We start from the raw sequence: 21,478 nt of genomic DNA, 5'->3' as shown, positions 1-21,478 counted from the left end.
CTGGGCGAGATCGACGCCGCGCTCTCCGCACACGAGAGCGTCGACTTCGCCGTGACCGTGGGCCATGGGATCACCGCGGGCACCACCGCGCTGGTGTCGTATGTGCTGCCCGCGGCCGACCGTGAGATCGACACCGTGGTCCTCACCGAGCATGTCGCGGGTCTCCTGCCGGAATACATGGTGCCCACCGCGATCACGGTCCTCGACGCGATTCCCCTGACCCCCGTCGGCAAGCTCGACCGCCGGGCGCTGCCGCGTCCGGTATTCGCCGCCGGTGAGTTCGTCGCCCCGAGAACACCTCTGGAGCACACGGTGGCCGCGGTACTGGCGGAGGTGCTCGGGCTCGAACGGGTCGGCGTGCACGACGACTTCTTCGCATTGGGCGGCAACTCGCTGCTCGCGACCCAGGTCGCCGCACGAATCGGTGCGGCCGCGGACACTCGGGTGCCCGTGCGGGCCGTGTTCGAGGCGTCGACGGTCGCCGCCCTCGCGGCCGAGGTCGAGCAGCTCGCCGGTACGGGTCATCGCAAGGCGCTCACCGTGATGCCGCGGCCCGATCGGGTGCCGTTGTCGCTCGCACAGCAGCGGATGTGGTTCCTCAACCAGTTCGACACCGCCTCGGCGGCCTACAACATCCCGATCGCGGTGCGCCTCTCCGGTGAGCTGGACACGGCGGCCCTGCACGCCGCCGTCGCGGATCTGATCGAACGCCACGAGATCCTGCGGACCATCTATCCACAGGTGAGCGGCGAACCCTCGCAACTGATTCTCCCTGCCGCACAATCGATTCCGGATATGACTCCGGTATCGGTCGACGCGGAGTCGATGCCCGACCGGATCGCCGAGTTCCTCGGTACCGGGTTCGACGTCACGACCGAGGTCCCGGTACGGGCCGGGCTGTTCCAGGTCGGCACCTCCGAAGTCCCCGAGCACATCCTGGCTTTCGTGGTGCACCACATCAGTGGTGACGGCTGGTCGATGGGTCCGCTGACCCGCGATGTGATGACCGCGTACGCCGCCCGGGTGACCGGAGACGCGCCCGCCTGGTCGCCACTTCCGGTGCAGTACGCCGACTTCGCGCTCTGGCAACACGAGGTACTCGGCCGCGAGGACGATCCCGCCAGCCTGCTGTCCGCCCAAGCCGACTACTGGCGGACCGCCCTCGCGCAACTGCCCGACGAGCTGAACCTGCCGTCCGACCGTCCGCGTCCGCCGGTCGCGTCGCTGCGCGGCGGCACGGTGTCCTTCGAGATCGGCGCGGACTTGCAGCAGGCGCTGCAAGCCCTTGCACGGGAACGCAATGCGACGCTGTTCATGGTGATGCACACCGCGCTCGCGGTGTTCCTGTCCCGATTGTCGGGCAGCGCCGATCTGGCGATCGGCACCCCGATCGCGGGACGTGGTGAGGCCGAACTCGACGATCTGATCGGCATGTTCGTCAACACGCTGGTGCTGCGCACCCGGGTGTCGGGGCAACAATCGTTCGAAGACCTGCTCACCGAGGTCAGGGACACCGATCTGGCGGCGTTCGCGCACGCCGACATGCCGTTCGAGCGGCTGGTCGAGCTGCTGAATCCGGAGCGTTCCACCGCGCGCAACCCGCTGTTCCAGGTGGCGCTGTCGTTCGAGAACCTCCCCGACGCCGGATTCGAACTGCCCGGATTGCGGCTCGGCGCGGTCGATGTCGCGGTCGACATCGCCAAGTTCGACCTGCAACTCACCATCGTCGGCGCCTCCGATTCCGGCGCGACCGGCCTGCTCACCTTCGCGCGGGACCTGTTCGACGAGGCCACCGTGCAGAGGTTCGCGCAGCGGTTCCTGCTCTTGCTCGGCGATATCGTCGCCCGGCCACGACATCCGGTCGGCGATCTGGAGCTGTTGTCGCCCAACGAGTTCGAGGACCTCACCGATCGTCAGGGTGGTGCGGCCATGACCGCGCGCACCTATCCCGAGCTGATCGCGGATGCCGTGGCCATCGACCCCACCGCGCCCGCGGTGATCTTCGAGGGGCGGAGCCTGTCCTACGGCGAGCTGGATGCCCGCTCGAACCGGTTGGCGCGCTTGCTGATCGAGCGAGGTATCGGCACCGAGGATCTGGTGGCTGTCGCGGTGCCACGCTCGGCCGAGTCGTACTACGTCGAATGGGCGGTGTCCAAGACCGGTGCGGCCTTCCTGCCGGTGGACCCGAATTACCCGGCCGACCGCATCGCCCACATGCTCACCGACTCCGGCTCGCCGATCGGCCTGGCCGTGGCGTCGGTGCGCGCGGATCTGCCGGACTCCGTCGAATGGCTGGTACTCGACGACCTCGATCTGAATGGCCTCGCGGACAACGCGATCGCCGACAGCGAGCGGGTGCGCCCGCTGCGGCCGGAACATCCCGCCTACGTCGTCTACACCTCCGGCTCGACCGGTGTGCCCAAGGGCGTCGTGGTCACCCACGCCGGTCTGGCCAACTTCACCGCCGAACAGGTCGACCGCTACCACCTCGACTCCCGCACGCGGGCACTGAATTTCGCGTCGCCGTCCTTCGACGGCTCGATGATGGAATTCCTCATGGCCCTCGGCGGGGGCGGAGCGCTGGTCGTGGTCCCGCCCGGCGTCTACGGCGGCGAGGAACTCGCCGAGGTCATCCGCCGCGAGCAGGTTACGCACGCCTTCATCACCACAGCCGCCCTGGCCACCTTCGCGCCCAACGGCCTGGACTCGCTGCGGGTACTGGCCGTCGGCGGTGAAGCCGTCCCAGCCGAGCTGATCGCCAAATGGGGCGCGACCCGCGCCTTCCACGATGTCTACGGTCCGACCGAGACCACCATCGTCACCAATATCGGTGAGCCGCTGCGGCCGGGTGACCCGGTCACCATCGGCGGTCCCGTCCGGGGCATGCGGAACTTGATCCTGGACGACCGCCTGCACCCCGTACCGGTGGGCGTCGCGGGCGAGCTGTACCTCTCGGGCATCCAGCTGGCGCGCGGCTACCACGCGCGCCCGGGCCTGAGCGCCGAGCGCTTCGTCGCCAACCCCTTCGTGGCGGGCGAGCGCATGTACCGCACCGGTGACGTGGTGCGCTGGAGCCTGGACGGACGGATCGAATACGTCGGGCGTTCGGACTTCCAGCTGAAGGTGCGTGGCTTCCGCATCGAGCTCGGTGAGATCGACGCCGCGCTCTCCGCACACGAGAGCGTCGACTTCGCGGTGACCATCGGCCACCGCACGGAATCAGGATCCACCATGCTGGCCGCCTATGTGGTGCCGGTGGCCGGCGGCGGCATCGACGTGGCGGCCCTGACCGATCACGTCGCCGCACGACTGCCGGAATACATGGTGCCGACCGCGATCACCGTCCTCGACGCCATCCCGCTCAACCCGGTCGGCAAACTGGATCGCCGGGCCTTGCCGGAACCGGTCCTGCTCCGTCGCGAATTCGAGTCCGCGAGAACGCCTTCGGAGCAACTGGTCGCCGACACGATGGCCGACGTCCTTGGTGTCGAGCGGGTCGGCGCGCACGACGACTTCTTCACGCTGGGCGGCAATTCGCTGCTCGCCACCCAGGTGGTCGCGCGCCTCGGCGCCGCCCTCGACACCCGGGTGCCCGTGCGGGTGCTGTTCGAAGCGCCGACCGTCGCCGCCCTCGCCGCCCGGGCCGAACTGCATGCGGGCGCCGGTGGCCGTCCGGCCCTGATCGCGCGGGAGCGGCCGGTGCCGGTCCCACTGTCGTTGGCGCAGCAGCGGATGTGGTTCCTCAACCAGTTCGACCCCGCCTCGGCGGCCTACAACATGCCGGTGGCGGTGCGGCTGTCCGGCGAGCTGGACGTGGCTGCCCTGCAAGGCGCGGTCGCCGATCTGATCGGACGCCACGAGACGCTGCGGACGATCTACCCGCAGGTCAACGGGGAGCCGACACAGCTGATTCTGCCTGCCGGACAGGCGGTTCCGGATCTGACGCCGGTATCCGTCGGCGCGGAGCAGCTGCTCGACCGGGTCACCGAGTTCCTCGGCACGGGGTTCGATGTGACGACGGAAGTGCCCGTGCGGGCCGGACTGTTCCGGGTCGACGGCGGTGAGATCGCCGAATGCGTCCTGGCTTTCGTGGTGCACCACATCAGCGGTGACGGCTGGTCCATGGGTCCGCTCACCCGCGATGTGATGACCGCCTACGCGGCCCGGGTGTCCGGGACCGCGCCAGGCTGGCAGCCCCTGCCGGTGCAATACGCCGACTTCGCGCTGTGGCAGCGCGACGTGCTCGGCCGGGAAGACGACCGAACCAGTTTGCTTGCGACACAGGCCGATTACTGGCGAACCACCCTCGCGCAGTTGCCCGACGAGCTGAACCTGCCGTGGGATCGCCCGCGTCCGGCCGTGGCTTCCCTGCGCGGCGGCACGGTGAGCTTCGGTATCGCTGCCGAGCTCTATCGCGGACTGGAAGAGCTAGCCCGCGAACGCAACGCGACCCCGTTCATGGTCGTGCACACCGCGCTCGCGGTCTTGCTGGCCCGGCTGTCGGGCACCGACGACATCGCCATCGGCACTCCGATCGCGGGCCGCGGCGAGGCCGAACTCGACGACGTGATCGGCATGTTCGTCAACACGCTGGTGCTGCGTACCCGAGTCTCGGGACAACAGTCCTTCACGGAGCTGCTCGACGAGGTCAAGGACACCGACCTGGGTGCGTTCGCCCACGCGGATCTTCCGTTCGAGCGGCTCGTCGAACTGCTCAGCCCGGAGCGCTCCACCGCCCGCAACCCGCTGTTCCAGGTGTCCCTGTCGTTCACCAACCTGCCCGACGCGGGCTTCGAGCTGCCCGGATTACGCGTCGCCGCAGTCGATTACGAGGTCGGCATCGCGAAGTTCGACCTCGAACTGACGATCGCGGGCGCGGGCGAATCGGGCGCGGTCGGCATGTTCACCTTCGCCCGGGACCTGTTCGACGAGGCCACCGTCGAGGCATTCGCACAACGCTTCCTGCGGGTGCTGGCCGCGATCGTGGCCGATCCGCGCCGCGGCGTCGGTGCGATCGACATCCTGGACCAGGGCGAACACGCGGATCTGGTGTCCCGTTCCGGGCCGCCCGCCCTCCCGGCGCGCACCCTGCCGGAGTTGATCGCCGATGCCGTCGCGGTCGACCCCGAAGCGCCCGCCGTGGTGTTCCACGCCCATACCTCCCAACGGGCTGGGCTGAGCCTGTCCTATCGCGAGTTGGATGCTCGCTCGAACCAGCTGGCGCGCTTGCTGATCGAGCGTGGCATCGGTGCCGAAGATCTGGTCGCCGTCGCCATTCCGCGCTCGGCCGACTCGTACCTCGCCGAATGGGCCGTCGCCAAGACCGGTGCGGCCTTCCTGCCCATCGACCCGAACTATCCGGCCGACCGCATCGCCCACATGCTCACCGACTCCGGTTCGCTGATCGGCCTGACCGTGGCGTCCGTGCGCGGCGACCTGCCCGACTCGGTCGAATGGCTCGTACTCGACGAACTCGACCCGAATGCCTTCGCGAACACGGTGATCGGCGAACACGACCGGGTCCGTGCGCTGCGTCCGGAGCACCCGGCGTACGTCATCTACACCTCCGGCTCCACGGGTGTACCCAAGGGCGTCGTCGTCACCCACACCGGTCTGGTCAACTTCACCGCCGAGCAGACCGAACGCTATCGGCTCGACTCCTCCTCGCGGGCACTGCATTTCGCATCGCCCTCCTTCGACGCCTCGATCCTCGAGTTCCTGCTCGCGGTCGGCGGGGCGGGCACCCTGGTGATCGTTCCGCCGAGCGTCTACGGCGGCGAGGAACTGGCCGACCTCATCCGTCGCGAACGGGTCACCCACGCGCTGATCACCCCCGCCGTGCTGTCCACCCTGGATCCGCTCGGCCTCGACAGCCTGCGGGTACTGATCGCCGGAGGCGAGGCGCTGTCGGCGGATCTCGTGCGGAAGTGGGCGGTTCCCTTGGCGGACGGCACGATTCGCGCCTTCCACAATGCCTACGGTCCGACCGAGGCCACCATCATGACGAACCTGAGCGACGCGCTGACCCCGGGCCGCCCCGTCACCATCGGCGGACCCATCCGGGGCGTGCGATCACTGATCCTCGACGATCGGCTGCGACCGGTGCCGGTCGGCATCGCCGGTGAACTGTACGTGGCAGGCAGCCAGTCCGCCCGCGGTTACCACGGGCGGGCGGGCCTGACGGCGGATCGGTTCGTGGCCAACCCGTTCGCCGCCGGTGAGCGCATGTACCGCACCGGTGACGTGGTGCGCTGGACCCCGGCCGGCGAGGTCGAATACGTCGGCCGCTCCGACTTCCAGGTCAAGATCCGCGGCTTCCGCATCGAACTCGGCGAGATCGACGCCGCGCTCGCCGCCCACGACGCGGTCGACCACGCCGTGACACTCGGCCGGAAAACCGCGGGCGGGCACACCGTCCTCGTCTCCTATGTGCTTGCCGCATCGGGACATTCGATCGACACCGCCCGGCTGACCGAGCACCTCGCCGCCCGTCTGCCCTCCTACATGGTGCCGACGGCGATCGTCGTGCTCGACGAACTGCCACTCACCCCGGTCGGCAAACTCGACCGTGCCGCACTTCCCGAGCCCGAGCTGCGGCCGCGCGAATACCGGGCGCCGTCGACAGCCTCGGAGGCCCTCGTCGCCGCGGCCTTCGCCGACGCGTTGGGGCTGGAACGGGTCGGCGCGCAGGACGATTTCTTCGCCGTGGGCGGAACCTCGCTGTCGGCGACCGGAGTCGTGAGCCGCATCAAGGAACAGACGGGCGCACAGCTGACCGTCGCCGAATTCTTCGGCGACGCCACCGTCACCGGCCTCGCCCGGCGACTCGACGCCCACCGGGATGTCGACGCGGCCGAACCCGTGCCCGACCCGAACGGCGCGCTCGGCGTCATCCTGCCCATTCGGGCCACCGGCGCATCCAGGCCGCTGTTCTGCATCCACCCGATGGCCGGATTGGCCTGGTGCTACACCGGATTGGCCCGGGTATTGCCGCCCGACCAGCCGATCTTCGGGGTGCAATCGCCCGCGCTGACCGAAACGGACTTCGCGCCCGTCGCCCTCGCCGATATCGCGCGGCGGTACGTCGGCGAACTGCGCACGATCCAGCCCGAGGGCCCCTACCGGCTGCTGGGCTGGTCGCTCGGCGCGAAACTGGCCCACACCATGGCCGCGATCCTCGAGGACCAGGGCGAATCGGTCGAACTGCTGGCCATGCTCGACGCCTACCCGCGTCCGGCCCGCGCCGACCTCGGACTCCGCGAGGCGCTGCAGGAGACCTTCGCCGGACTCGGACTCCCGGACGCCCTGTCCGAGGTGGACGATCAGCTCGAGCTGAGCGAGGTCGCCGTCGACCTGCTGCAGGAGACCCTCACCCGGGACTTCGGCGGCGTACCCCGCGAACTGGTGCGCCGGATGTCGGACGCGGTCATCCGGACGGTGGCCCTGGATCGGGACTTCCAGCCCGAACTGCACCGGGGAGACCTGCTGTTCTTCCGCGCCGACGATCCGGAACACGCGGCGGCAGGGCGCACGGCCGCCGACTGGACGCCCTTCGTCACCGGCGACATCGTGGACCGCCTCATCCCGGCCACCCACGAAACCATGACCGAGCCCGCGGCGCTGACCCGCATCGGAGCCGCCCTCACCGAGGCCCTCGAGCGGCTCGACCACCCGGTCGACGCGGCGGCCGAGCCGGAATTCGCGCCGGACATCGACCTGTTCGACCTCGCACCCCTGGGCATCTCGGTCCGCACCATCGGACTCGATATCGCCGAGGGCACCCCGCCCGCCCAGGTGAGCTCGGCGGTCCGCATCCTCCGCGACCGCCACCCCGGACTTCTGGTCCGGTTGCATTTCGCGGGCGACAAGGTGGACTGTGAGATAGGCGGGAATATCGACTAGACGACGATCCCCTTGGCCCCGCTGACGTGCGGGCATATACCGTATCGGGCGAGACCGTTCCCTGACTGAAGGTAACGGTTGGCGCATCGCTGGTCGATGGATCAGGATGTGTGCTTCAGCATGCGCGCAGGTACGACGGCAAGGGATGAGGCAGCGGTTCATGGTTCGGGCGGCCGGGGAACAGGGCAAGACGACGTACGCGGGAGCGCAGGCATGACCCGCCCGGTTCGCCAGCGACCCACCCGCACTCGTCGGCCACGCGTCACCACCCTGCCGCAGCTCATGGCCGGTGCGGCCGAGGCCAACCCGAGCGGTCCCGCCGTCGTCTACGCCGACGCGAGCGCCACGCTGGGGACCCTGACCTACGCCGAACTCGACGCCCGCTCGACCCGGCTGGCCCGGCTGCTCATCGACCGCGGCATCGGGCCCGAAGATCTGGTCGCCATCGGCATTCCGCGCTCGCTGGACTCGGTGGTCGCGGTATGGGCCGTCGCCAAGACCGGTGCCGGATATGTCCCGGTCGATCCGAACTATCCGCAGGACCGGGTGACCCACATGGTCACCGACTCGCGGGCCGTGCTCGGGCTGACCGTCGCCAAGGTGCGCGCGGACCTGGCCGACGACGTCGAATGGCTGACCGTCGACGCCCCGGACTTCATTGCCGAGGCCGCCGAGTACCCGGACGAGGCCGTCACCTCCACCGATCGGGTGCGGCCGCTGCGCGCCGAACATCCCGCGTACGTCATCTACACCTCCGGATCCACCGGCAAGCCCAAGGGCGTCGTCGTCACCCAGGCCGGGCTGTCCGGGTTCTGCGACGAGCAGCGCGAGCGCTACCGCACCGGAACCGATTCGCGGGCACTGCATTTCGCGTCGCCGTCGTTCGACGCCTCGGTGCTGGAACTGCTGCTCGCGCTCGGCGGCGCGGGCGCGCTGGTGGTCGCCTCGCCCGACGTGCTCGGCGGCGACGAGCTGGCGGCGCTGTTGCGCCGCGAACGGGTGACGCACGCCTTCATCACCCCCGCCGCGCTGGCCTCGGTCGATCCGGCCGGACTCGACGATCTGCGGGTCGTGGTCGCCGGTGGCGAGGCCTGCCCGCCGGATCTGGTGCGGCGCTGGGTGCTTCCGCTCGCCGGTGGCGCGGACCGCGAGTTCTACAACGGGTACGGGCCCACCGAGACCACCATCATGACCAATATCAGCGCGCCGCTGGTACCGGGTGAACTGGTCACCATCGGCGCGCCGGTGCGCGGCATCACCGAATACGTGCTCGACGAGCGGCTCACACCCGTGCTCGACGGCGTCGTGGGCGAGCTCTACATCAGCGGTGCGCAGGTGGCGCGCGGCTATCACGCGCGGCCCGCGCTGACCGCGGCGCGATTCGTCGCCAATCCTCTCGACCCCAGCGGTGCCCGGCTCTACCGCACCGGTGACGTGGTGCGCCGCCTGCCCTCCGGGGACGTGGAATACCTGGGGCGCAACGACTTCCAGGTCAAGATCCGTGGCTTCCGCATCGAGCTCGGCGAGATCGACGCGGTGCTCGGCGCGCATCCCAGCGTCGATTTCGCCGTCACCGTCGGCCACCAACTCGATACCGGCGCAACGATTCTCGCCGGATACGTGCATGCCGCGCCGGGCGCGGTGGTGGATGTCGACGAGCTGACCGCCTTCGCCGAGCAGAGTCTGCCCGCGCACATGGTGCCGACCACCCTCACCGTGCTGGACGCCATTCCGCTGACCCCGGTCGGCAAGCTGGATCGCAGCGCGCTGCCCGCACCGCAGTTGCGCACCAAGGAGTTCCGCGCACCCGAGGGGCGGCTCGAGGAGCTGGTCGCGGCGGTGTTCGCCGACCTGCTGGAACCGGTCGACCCGATCGGCGCGGACGACGACTTCTTCGAACTGGGCGGCAACTCGCTCATCGCCACCCGGGTCGCGGCCCGGCTGGGCGCGGAGATCGCCGCGCGCGTACCGGCCCGCGTCATCTTCACCGCGTCGACCGTCGCCGCGCTCGCGGCCCAGCTGGAGCCCCTGGTGGGCGCCGGGGGACGGCCCGCGCTCACCCCGCAGCCGCGCCCCGACCGCATTCCGCTGTCGCTGGCCCAGCAGCGCATGTGGTTCCTCAACCAGTTCGATCCGGGCTCGGCCGCCAACAACATTCCGTTCGCGATCCGGCTGCGCTCGACCGAGGCGGGCACCGACGCGCTCGACATTCCCGCGCTGCGGGCCGCGATCGGCGATCTGGTGGAACGCCACGAGACGCTGCGCACCGTGTACCCGGCCGTCGACGGCACCGGGTATCAGGTGATTCTGCCCGCGGCGCAGGCGATTCCGGCGATCGCTCCGCGACCGGTCGCGGCCGAGGAGGTCCCGGACTGGTTGATGGGGCTGGCCGGGCGTGGCTTCGACGTGGCCACCGAGGTGCCGTTGCGCATCGAACTGGCCGAGATCGGGTCCGGCGATTACGTCATCGCGGTGGTCGTGCACCACATCGCCGCCGACGGCGCGTCGGTCGGGCCGTTCATGCGCGACCTGCTGACCGCCTACTTCGCCCACCACGGTGGCGCGGCGGTGGCGTGGGAGCCGCTGGCCGTGCAGTACGCCGACTACACGCTGTGGCAGCGGGCGCTGCTCGGCGACGAGCAGCAGGCCGATTCGCTGGCCGCGAGCCAGATCGCCTACTGGCGTGACGTTTTGGCGGGCATCCCGGATCGGCTCGAGCTGCCCGCCGACCGGCCGCGGCCCTCGATCGCCAGCGGCCGTGGTGCGGTGCACAAGTTCGAGATCGACGCCGCCCTGCACGCGCGCCTCGACGAGCTCGCCCAGCGCAGCGGCGCATCGCCGTTCATGGTGATGCACAGCGCCCTGGCCACCCTGCTCGGGCGACTGTCCGGCACCGACGACGTCGTGATCGGCACCCCGGTCGCGGGCCGCGGTGAGCGCGAACTCGACGATCTGATCGGCATGTTCGTCAACACGCTCGTGTTGCGCACCCGCATCGACCCCGCCGCCACCTTCGGCGAGCTGCTCGAGACCGCGAAAGAGACCGACCTGGCGGCCTTCTCGCACGCCGAGCTGCCGTTCGAGCGGCTGGTCGAAGTGCTCGACCCGGTTCGCTCCCAGGCGCATCACCCGCTGTTCCAGGTGGCGCTGTTCTTCCACAATATCGAGACCCCGCGCCTGGAACTGCCCGGCCTGAGCGCCGAGGCCGTCGAACTCGACGGCGCGGTAGCGAAATTCGACCTGCAGCTGTCGGTGATCCCCCGGGTGACCGACGGTGTCGCGGCCGGGATGACGGCCGTCTTCACCTACGCCACCGACCTTTTCGACGAGGCCACGGTGGCCGGATTCGGTGACCGCCTGGTGCGGCTGCTGGAAGGCATCGCCGCCGACTCGAACACCCGGCTGGGCGAGTTCGATCTGCTGTCGGCCGCCGAGCGGGAACGAATCCTGCTGGGCTGGAACGACACCCGGCATCCGATCGCGCCCGAACTGCTGCTCGACGGCTACCGGCGCGCCGTCGCCGCGCACCCGGACGCCGTCGCCCTGCACTACGAGGGCGTCGAGCTGACGTACCGCGAATTCGATCAGCGGGTCAACAAGCTCGCCCGCCTGCTCATCGCCTACGGGGTCGGCCCCGAGGCGCTGGTCGGCCTGTCGCTGCGGCGCTCGCCGGAGCTGGTGATCGGCATGTACGCGGTGCTCACCGCGGGCGGCGCGTACGTGCCGCTGGACCCCGACCACCCGGCCGACCGCATCGCGCACATCCTCGAGACCGCGCAGCCCGCCTGCGTGCTGACCACCATCGCCGATGCGATTCCGGTCCCGGACGACACCGGCGTGGTCTACCTGGACGTGCTCGACAACGACGTATTCAACGGCGCGCCACTGAATCCGGGCGAACTGCTGGGACGGGTGCTGCCCGAGCATCCCGCCTACGTCATCTTCACCTCGGGCTCGACCGGCCGCCCCAAGGGTGTCGCGGTCTCGCACGCCGCCATCCACAACCAGACCACCTGGATGCTCGACGAGTACCCGATGGGTCCGGGCGACGTCTATCTGCAGAAGACCGCCACCACCTTCGACGTGTCGCTGTGGGGCTATTTCATGCCGCTGCGGACCGGCGCGAAACTCGTGGTCGCGACCCACGACGGGCATCGCGATCCGCAGTACGTGGCCGAATCCATTGCGCGCCACGGTGTCACCGTCACCGACTTCGTGCCCTCGATGCTGACCGTCTTCGCCGCGCACACCGCGCCCGGAGCGCTCGACAGCCTGCGCGATGTGTTCGTCATCGGTGAGGCGCTGCCGCCGGAGACCGTGGCCGCGTTCGCCGCGGTGAGCGGCGCCAAGGTGCACAACCTGTACGGGCCGACCGAGGCCGCCGTATCGGTGACCTACTGGCAGGCGCGCGGCGACGAGAAGCCGACCGTGCCGATCGGCCTGCCGCAGTGGAACACCCGCGTCTACGTCCTGGACGGGCTGCTGCGCGCGGTGCCTGCCGGAGTCGCCGGTGAGCTGTACCTGGCCGGTGACCAGCTGGCGCGCGGATACGTGCGGCGGCCCGACCTGACCTCGGATCGGTTCGTGGCCAACCCCTTCGGCACCGGCGAGCGCATGTACCGCACCGGTGACCTGGTGGTCTGGCGGGATGCCGAAGCCGATCGCCCGGCGCGGCTGGACTACATCGGGCGCACCGACTTCCAGGTGAAATTCCGTGGCCAGCGCATCGAACTCGGCGAGATCGAGACCGCGCTGCTGGCCCAGCCCGCCGTCAGCGCGGCCGTCGCCCTGGTCATGCCCTCGGATCTCGGCGATCAGCTGGTCGCCTACGCGGTGCCCAAACCGGGACAGGCCATCGACGCGGCCGAACTGCTGCCCGCGCTCGCACATCACCTGCCCGCGTACATGATTCCGGCCACCATCGTGGCCCTCGACGAGTTCCCGTTGAACGCCAGCGGCAAGCTCGATCGCAAGGCGCTGCCCGCGCCCACCTTCGCCGGACGCGAATTCCGGGCCCCGGCGACGGCGGTCGAGGAGATCGTGGCCGGGGTGTTCGCCGAGGTGCTCGGCGTGGCCCGGGTCGGCGCGGACGACGACTTCTTCGCCCTCGGCGGCAACTCGCTGGTGGCCACGCAGGTGGTGGCCCGGCTCGGGGCCGCCATCGGTGACCGGGTGCCGGTGCGCGCGCTGTTCGAGACGCCGACCGTCACCGCGCTCGCGCACGCCCTCGAATCGCTGGCCCGCGATGGCCGGGCCCGGCTGCTGGGCACGATCGAGCGCCCGGAACGACTGCCGCTTTCCCCCGCGCAGCAGCGCATGTGGTTCCTCAACCGCTTCGAGGACCAGGGCGACGGCACCATCGGCGCGGGCTCGGCGGCCTACAACCTGCCGTTCGCGCTGCGCGTCACCGGCAGCCTCGACGTCGAGGCGCTGACCCTCGCACTCGACGATGTGGTGGCGCGGCACGAGGTGCTGCGCACCGTGTACCCGGAAACCCCCGAGGGTCCGGTGCAGGTGGTGCTGCCGGTCGGCAAGGACACCGCCGCGGCTCGTTTGGAGTCGGTGCGGGTCACCGAGGCCGAGGTCGCCGCGTCCGTGTATGAGCTCGCGACCACGCCGTTCGATGTGACCAGCCAGGTGCCGATCCGGGTGCGCCTGCTCGAAATCACCGATGCCGCAGCGGGTCCCGAATACGTGCTGGCCGTGGTCGCGCACCACATCGCCGCCGACGGCTCCTCCATGGCCCCGCTCTCGCGCGACATCATGACCGCCTACGCGGCCCGCGTCGCGGGAAGCGAGCCCGGCTGGGCCCCGCTGGCGGTGCAGTACGCCGACTTCGCGCTCTGGCAGCGCGCCGTGCTCGGCGACGAAGCCGATCCGGAATCCGTTGCCGCCCAGCAGATCGCCTACTGGCGGCGCGCCCTCGACGGCCTGCCCGACCTGCTCGAGCTGCCCACCGACCGGCCGCGTCCCGCGGTCGCCTCGCTGGCCGGATCGCGCGTGAACGTGGTCATCGACGCCGACATCCACGCCGGGCTCACCCGGTTGGCGCGCGAGCACAACGCCACCCTGTTCATGGTGGTGCACACCGCGTTCGCGCTGCTGCTGTCGCGGCTGTCCGGCAGCGCCGACATCGCCATCGGCACCCCGATGGCGGGCCGCGGCGAACGCGAACTCGACGATCTGATCGGCATGTTCGTCAACCAGGTCGTGTTCCGCACGCACGTCGACGGCGGCGACACCTTCGCCGAACTGCTGGCCCGCCAGCGTGAAACCGACCTGCAGGCGTTCTCGCACGCCGACATTCCGTTCGAGCGGCTGGTCGAGGTGCTCAGCCCGCCGCGCTCGACCGCGCACCACCCGCTGTTCCAGGTCGGCCTGTCGTTCCAGAACATGGCGCAGGAAAGCCTCGAACTGCCGGGGCTGCGCATTGCCGGGCTGCGCGCGGATGTCGAAGTGTCGCAGTTCGATCTGCACCTGATCGTGTCCGACGCCTACGACGAGGCCGGGGCCCCGGCCGGGATCGGCGGCTTCATCACCTACGCCTCGGATCTCTACGACGCGGAGACCGTCGCGGGGCTGCTGGAGCGCCTGCAACGTCTGCTCGCCGCCGTGGTGGCCGACGCGTCGGTGCGGGCCGGGGACATCGAGCTGATGTCCGCGCAGGAGCGGGCCGAGATCGTGCTGTCCCGCAATGCCACCTCGCACCGGGTGGACGCGGCCGCCACGCTGCCCTCGCTGCTGAACGCGGGCGTGAACGCCGCTCCCCAGAACGACGCGCTCGTCGCGCCCGACGGCACCGTCATCACCTACGGGCAGCTCGGGCTGCGGGTGAATCGCCTGGCGCGCTACCTGATTTCGCGCGGCGTCGGCCCGGAGACCCGGGTCGCGCTGGCGCTGCGGCGCTCGGTCGATCTGGTCGTCGCCATGTACGCGGTGTCGGTGGCCGGTGGCGCGTATGTGCCGGTGGATCCGGATCAGCCCGCCGAGCGGACCGGGTACATCCTGGAGACCGCCGCGCCGCTGTGCGTGCTCACCAACTCCGAATCCGGTTTCGACTCCCCGCTCGCGCCGGTGCTGAACCTGGCCGATCTGCGGCTGGAATCCTTTGCCGGACACGGGGTCACCAATGCCGAGCGGGTCGCGCCGCTGCGACCGGGCAATACCGCGTATGTCATCTTCACCTCCGGATCGACCGGTCGTCCGAAGGGTGTGGCGGTGCCGCATCAGGCGGTCGTCAACCAGTTGCGCTGGAAGACCACCGTATTCGGGCTGGGCAGCGGGGATGCCGTGCTGCTCAAGACCGCCGCCACCTTCGACCTGTCGGTGTGGGAGTTCTGGTCGGCCGCCGTGTCCGGTGGCCGCCTGGTGATCGCTTCGGCAGACGGTCACCGCGATCCCGCCTACCTCAACCAGCTCATGGCCCGCGAGCGCGTCACCACGCTGCACGTGGTGCCGTCCATGCTGGACGCGCTGATGGTGGAATCCGGTGGGGCGCTGACCGATTCGCTGCGCCGCGTGCTGGCCATCGGTGAGGCGCTGCCCGCCGCCGTAGCACAGCGGTTCCGCACCGAGAATCCGGACACCGCGCTGTTCAACCTGTACGGGCCGACCGAGGCGGCGGTGTCCATCACCAGCCACGCGGTCACCGCGGCGGATCAGCTGTCGGTGCCGATCGGTGCGCCGGAATGGAATTCGCGGGTCTACGTGCTCGATGCCCGGTTGCGGCCGGTGCCGGTGGGCGTGTCCGGCGAGCTGTACCTGGCGGGCGCGCAGTTGGCGCGCGGCTACTTCGCGCGACCGGATCTCACCGCGGATCGCTTCGTGGCCAACCCGTTCGGGGTGGGCGAGCGCATGTACCGCACCGGTGACCTGGTGGCCTGGAACGCCGCCGGTGAGCTGGAGTACCGGGGCCGCACCGACTTCCAGGTGAAGATCCGCGGCTTCCGCATCGAGCTCGGCGAGATCGAGGCCGCGCTGCTGGCGCTGCCGGGGATCGCGCAGGTCGCGGTGTTGGCCAAGTCGGACGCCCGCACCGGCGACCGGCTGGTCGCCTACCTGGTGGGCTCGGATATCGAGGTGGCGCAGGTGAAGTCGGCCGCGGCCGCGGCCCTGCCGTCCTACATGGTGCCGTCGGCGTTCGTGGTGCTCGACGCGCTGCCGTTGAACGTGAACGGCAAGTTGGATCGGAAAGCCCTGCCCGAGCCCGAATTCGAGGCCACGGTGTTCCGTGCGCCGTCGACGCCGATCGAGGAGATCGTGGCGGGCGTGTTCGCCGACGTTCTCGGCGCCGAGCGGGTCGGCGCGGACGACGACTTCTTCGCCCTCGGCGGAAACTCGCTGGTGGCAACGCAGGTCGCGGCCCGGCTGGGCGCGGCACTCGACACCCGGGTGCCGGTCCGGATCCTCTTCGAAGCGCCCACCGTCGCCGCGCTCGCCATCAAGGTGGAGCAGCACGCGGGCCTGGGCCGCAAGGCGCTGACCGCCGGACCGCGACCGGAGCACATTCCGCTGTCGCTGGCGCAGCAGCGGATGTGGTTCCTCAACCAGTTCGACACCACCTCGGCCGCCTACAACATCCCGGCGGCTGTGCGCTTGACCGGTGAGCTGAATGTGGTTGCGTTGCAACAGGCCGTCGCCGACACCATCGGCCGCCACGAGTCCTTGCGCACCGTCTACCCGCAGGTCGACGGCGCGGCGACGCAGGTCATCCGGCCCGCCGCACAGGTGGTGCCCGACCTCACCCCGAGTCTGGTGACCGCGGGCTCGCTGCGGCACCGCATCGCGGGCATCCTCGCCACCGGATTCGACGTGGCGCGCGAGGTTCCATTGCGGGCCAAGCTGTTCCGCGTCGAGGGTGTCGAGGCTGAGCACGTGCTCGTCTTCGTCGCCCACCACATCAGCGCCGACGGCTGGTCCATGGGCCCGTTCACCCGCGACATCATGCTGGCGTACGCGGCCCGCATCAACGGCGACGCCCCCGCGTGGGCTCCGCTGCCGGTGCAGTACGCCGACTACACGCTGTGGCAGCGCGAAGTGCTGGGCTCCGAGGACGATCCGCAGAGCCTGCTCTCCGCGCAGACCGACTTCTGGCGCACCACGCTGGCCGGACTGCCGGACGAGTTGAACCTGCCGTCGGACCATCCGCGTCCGCCGGTCGCGTCGCTGCGTGGCGGCACGGTGTCCTTCGAGATCGGCGCGGAGCTGCACCAAGCGCTGCAAAGCATTGCGCGGGAACGCAATGCGACGCTGTTCATGGTGATGCACACCGCGCTCGCGGTGTTCCTGTCCCGGCTCTCGGGCACCGACGACATCGCCATCGGCACCCCCATCGCCGGTCGCGGTGAGGCCGAACTCGACGATGTCATCGGCATGTTCGTCAATACGCTGGTGCTGCGCACTCGCGTCGCCGGACAGCGGAGCTTCGACGAGCTGCTCGCCGAGGTCAAGGACGCCGACCTGGCGGCCTTCGCACACGCCGACGTCCCGTTCGAGCGGCTGGTCGAACTGCTCAACCCGGAACGCTCCACCGCCCGCAACCCGCTGTTCCAGGTGGCGCTGTCGTTCGAGAACCTGCCCGACGCCGGGTTCGAACTGCCCGGACTGCGGGTCGGCGCCGTCGAATTCGAAGTCGACACCTCGAAATTCGATCTGCAGCTGACCGTCGTCGGCGGTGGCGACTCCGGCGCGACCGGCATCCTCACCTTCGCCCGCGACCTGTTCGACGCGGCCACGGTCGAGGTGTTCGGACAGCGCTTCCTGCGGCTGCTCACCGATATCGCCGCCCGGCCCCGGCAGGCCGTCGGCGATCTGGAACTGCTGTCGCCCACCGAATTCGCGGATCTCACCGCACGCACCGGCGGCCCGGCCGAACGGCCCGGCACCCTGCCGGAACTGCTGCGCGCCGCGGTCCGGGCCAACCCGACCGGGCCCGCGGTGGTGCTGCGCGGTCGCGCCTTCAGCTACACCGATCTCGACGCGGCGTCGTCGAAACTGGCGCGCGCCCTCATCAATCACGGTGCCGGGCCGGAGGTCCGGGTCGCCGTGGCGCTGCGGCGGTCCATCGAATCGGTGCTCGCCACCTGGGGTGTCACCAAGACCGGTGCGGCGTTCGTGCCGATCGACCCGGACTACCCGGCCGATCGCATCGGGCACATGATCACCGACTCGGGTGCGCGGATCGGCCTCGCGCTCAGCGCCGATATGCCTGCCCTGCGCGCACTCTCGACCGACATCGAATGGATCGCGCTCGACGAGCAGCGGTTCGTGGTCGAGGTGGACCGGCGACCGGACACACCGATCACCGACGCCGACCGCCGCCACCCGCTGCGGCCCGACCACGCGGCCTACGTCATCTACACCTCCGGCTCCACCGGCGTGCCCAAGGGCGTCGTGGTCGCCCACGCGGGCCTGGCCACCTTCGCCGCCGCGCAGGTCGAGTGGTACGGGCTCGACACCACCACGCGCGCACTGCATTTCGCGACGCCCTCGTTCGACGCCTCGATGCTGGAGTTCCTGCTCGCCATCGGCGCGGGCGGCGCGCTCGTGGTGGTGCCGCCGGGCACCTACGGCGGCGAGGAGCTCGCCGAGCTGATCCGCCGCGAGCAGGTCAGCCACGCGTTCATCACCACGGCCGCCCTGTCGACCTTCGACCCGACCGGCCTCGACACGCTGCGGGTGCTCGCCACCGGCGGCGAGGCCATGCCCGTCGACCTGGCCGACAAGTGGGCGGTGCCGATCGGCGACGACGGCACCGTGCGCCGCTTCCACAATGTCTACGGTCCGACCGAGACCACCGTCGTCACGACGATGGGCAAGCCGATGCTGCCGGGCGATGCGGTCACCATCGGCGGCCCGATCCGCGGCACCCAGGCCCTCATCCTCGACAACCGGCTGCGGCCGGTGCCGGTGGGATCCTCGGGCGAGCTGTACCTGTCGGGCATCCAGGTGGCGCGCGGCTACCACGACCGGCCGGGCCTGACCGCCGATCGCTTCGTGGCCAACCCCTATGCCACCGGCGTGCGCATGTACCGCACCGGTGACGTGGTGCGCTGGACCGCCGACGGCCGCATCGAATACGTGGGCCGCTCCGACTTCCAGGTCAAGATCCGCGGCTTCCGCATCGAACTCGGCGAGATCGACGCCGTACTCGGCGCGCACGACAGCGTGGACTTCGCGGTCACCGTCGGCCACCGCACCCCGGCCGGGGTCACCATCCTGGCCTCCTACGTGCTGGCCGCGCCGGGACACACCATCGACACCGCGGCGCTCACCGAGCATGTCGCGGGCCGGCTGCCGGAATACATGGTGCCGACGGCCATCACGGTCCTCGACAGCATTCCGCTCACCCCGGTCGGCAAGCTCGACCGCCGGGCGCTGCCCGAACCGGTGCTCACCCGCCGCGAATTCCAGGCTCCCAGAACACCTCTGGAACAGACGGTGGCCGCCACCATCGCCGAGGTGCTCGGCGTGGACCGGGTCGGCGTCGCGGACAACTTCTTCTCCCTCGGCGGCAACTCGCTGCTGGCCACCCGCGTGGTCAGCGAGCTGAACCAGCGCCTCGACGGCGCGAACGTCCGGGTCGCCTGGTTCTTCACCGATCCCACCGTGGGCGGGCTCAGCGCCCGCATCGCCGCGGGCACCGACGCCGACGCCGAGGTGGAGGCCAGCCTCGCGCCGATCCTGTCCATCCGCGCGGAAGGCACACGCCCGCCGCTGTTCTGCGCTCCGCCGCTGTCCGGCCTGGCCTGGCCGTTCGCCGGACTCGCCGAACACCTGCCCGCGGATCAGCCGATCCTGGGCTTGCAGTCGCCCGCCCTGACCGAGACCGACTACGACCCGGCCACTTTCGCGGAGATGATCGGCCGGTACCTCGAGGCCATTCGCGCCGTGCAGCCGCACGGGCCGTACCGGGTGATCGGCTACTCGATGGGCGGTCTCATCGCCCACGCCCTCGCCACCGAACTGCGGGCGGCGGGGGAGCAGGTCGAACTGCTGGGCCTGCTCGACGCCTTCCCGGAAATCGACCTCGAGTACTTCCGGTCCACGGTGCGTGCGGAATTCATGCAGCTGGGCGTGCCCGCCGACGCCTTCCCCGACGACCTGCGCGACCTCGGCGACGACGCGCTCGCCGCGCTGACCGCCGCGCTGCCGCCGGAACTCGCCGTGCTCACCCTCGACCGGATGCGGCGCATCTACCGGGGCGCCATGGGCGCCGTGCAGTTGATCACCGAGTACCGGCCCGACCGGTTCGACGGGCGCATCGAACTGTTCCGGGCCACCGTGCACGACGACGGCGAACGGGCCGGGTCGGCGGCGGAATGGTCGCCGTTCGCGGCCGGGGTCTCCGATTACGCTGTGCCGCTGCGGCATCAGCAGATGACGAGCGCCGAGGCATTCGCCGAGATCGGGCCGCGACTGGCCGCACTGCTCGCCCGCGCCGACGCGGGGGAGCAGGCTCCGGCCGAACCGGAGGTCACCGAGACCACCGAAGCCGCTGCGGCCGAAAACGAATGGGACTCCGGGGCGGACTGGGCCATCACCCAGGTGCTGCCGATCATCCGGCCCGAGGATCTCGCGGCCGGACTGAAACCGGCCGAGCTCGAGGCCGACGAGGCCGCCGACATCGAACCCGAGCCCGAACCTGAACCGGAGCCGGAACCCGAGCCGGTGGTCGAGGAGCCGAAAGCGGAAGCGGCGCAACCCGCGCCCGCGCGCCCCGTCCACATCGAGCCGCGCCTGACCTCCGTCGGCGACGTCTCGCCGCTCCCGGCCGGTGCCGTCGGCCTGCTCGAGGTGGAACCGTCCGGACTCTGGGTCCGCGCCATCACCATCGATATCGCCGAAGGCATCTCCGGCACCCGGGTGCGCCGTTCGGTGGCCACCCTGCTCGACCGCCATCCCGGCCTGTGGGCCCGGCTGCGGCGCGACGGCGACGCGGTGGCCCTCGACATTCCCGCGCAACAGCCGCGCGGGGCGGCCGTCGTCTGGCAGATCGACCCGAACGTGGAAGCGGTCGGCAATCCGATCGAGGCCGTCATCCACGCGGCCTCCGCCGAGTTGGACCCCGAGAAGGGGTACAACATGCGGTTCGTGCTGATGGAGAACGTGGACACCGGCGGCGATCCGGCCGACCGGCCCGCCGCGGTCCTGGTGGTCGTCGCCAACGGCCTGGTGGTGGACGACACCTCGTGGCGCACCGTCATCGAGGACCTCACCGCCTCCTGGTCCGGCGGCCACACCACCCCGCACAGCGCCGACGCGCACCCGCTCGGCATCGCCCGCGGGCTCGCCCAGCGGGCCCTCGACGCCGACACCGTCGGCGAATTGGCCTGGTGGCGAAAGACGCTCGCCGACGTCGCCCCGGGAGTGTCCCCGAGCGAGGTGCTCGCCGCCGCCGAATCCGGTGGGCGCGGCCGCGTCTCGGTGTCCATCACCGGCGAGGGCGCGGCGGCCGTCGACGGCGCGGCCCGGCGCTACGGCGCGAGCATCGACGACGTGCTGCTGGGCGCGCTGGCCACCGCACTGCACGACCCGGCCGCCGAAACCCTGCGCGACACACTGGGTTCGGTGGTGC

The 21,478-nt window shown here is 70.5% G+C and carries 2 protein-coding genes; both read left to right on the top strand.

What is annotated here, in order from left to right:
- Positions 1–7,902: amino acid adenylation domain-containing protein (locus ACWELQ_RS09940; RefSeq protein WP_452396652.1), on the top strand; the 7,902-nt coding region annotated here is incomplete at its 5' end.
- Positions 7,903–8,022: 120 nt separating this feature from the next.
- A partial coding sequence (locus ACWELQ_RS09935; RefSeq protein ID WP_452396651.1) for an amino acid adenylation domain-containing protein occupies positions 8,023–21,478 on the top strand: 13,456 nt, incomplete at its 3' end.

Source organism: Nocardia sp. NPDC004722, assembly GCF_053601505.1.
The sequence above is the reverse complement of the archived record's forward strand: the minus strand, read 5'-3'. Positions and strand labels throughout refer to the sequence as shown.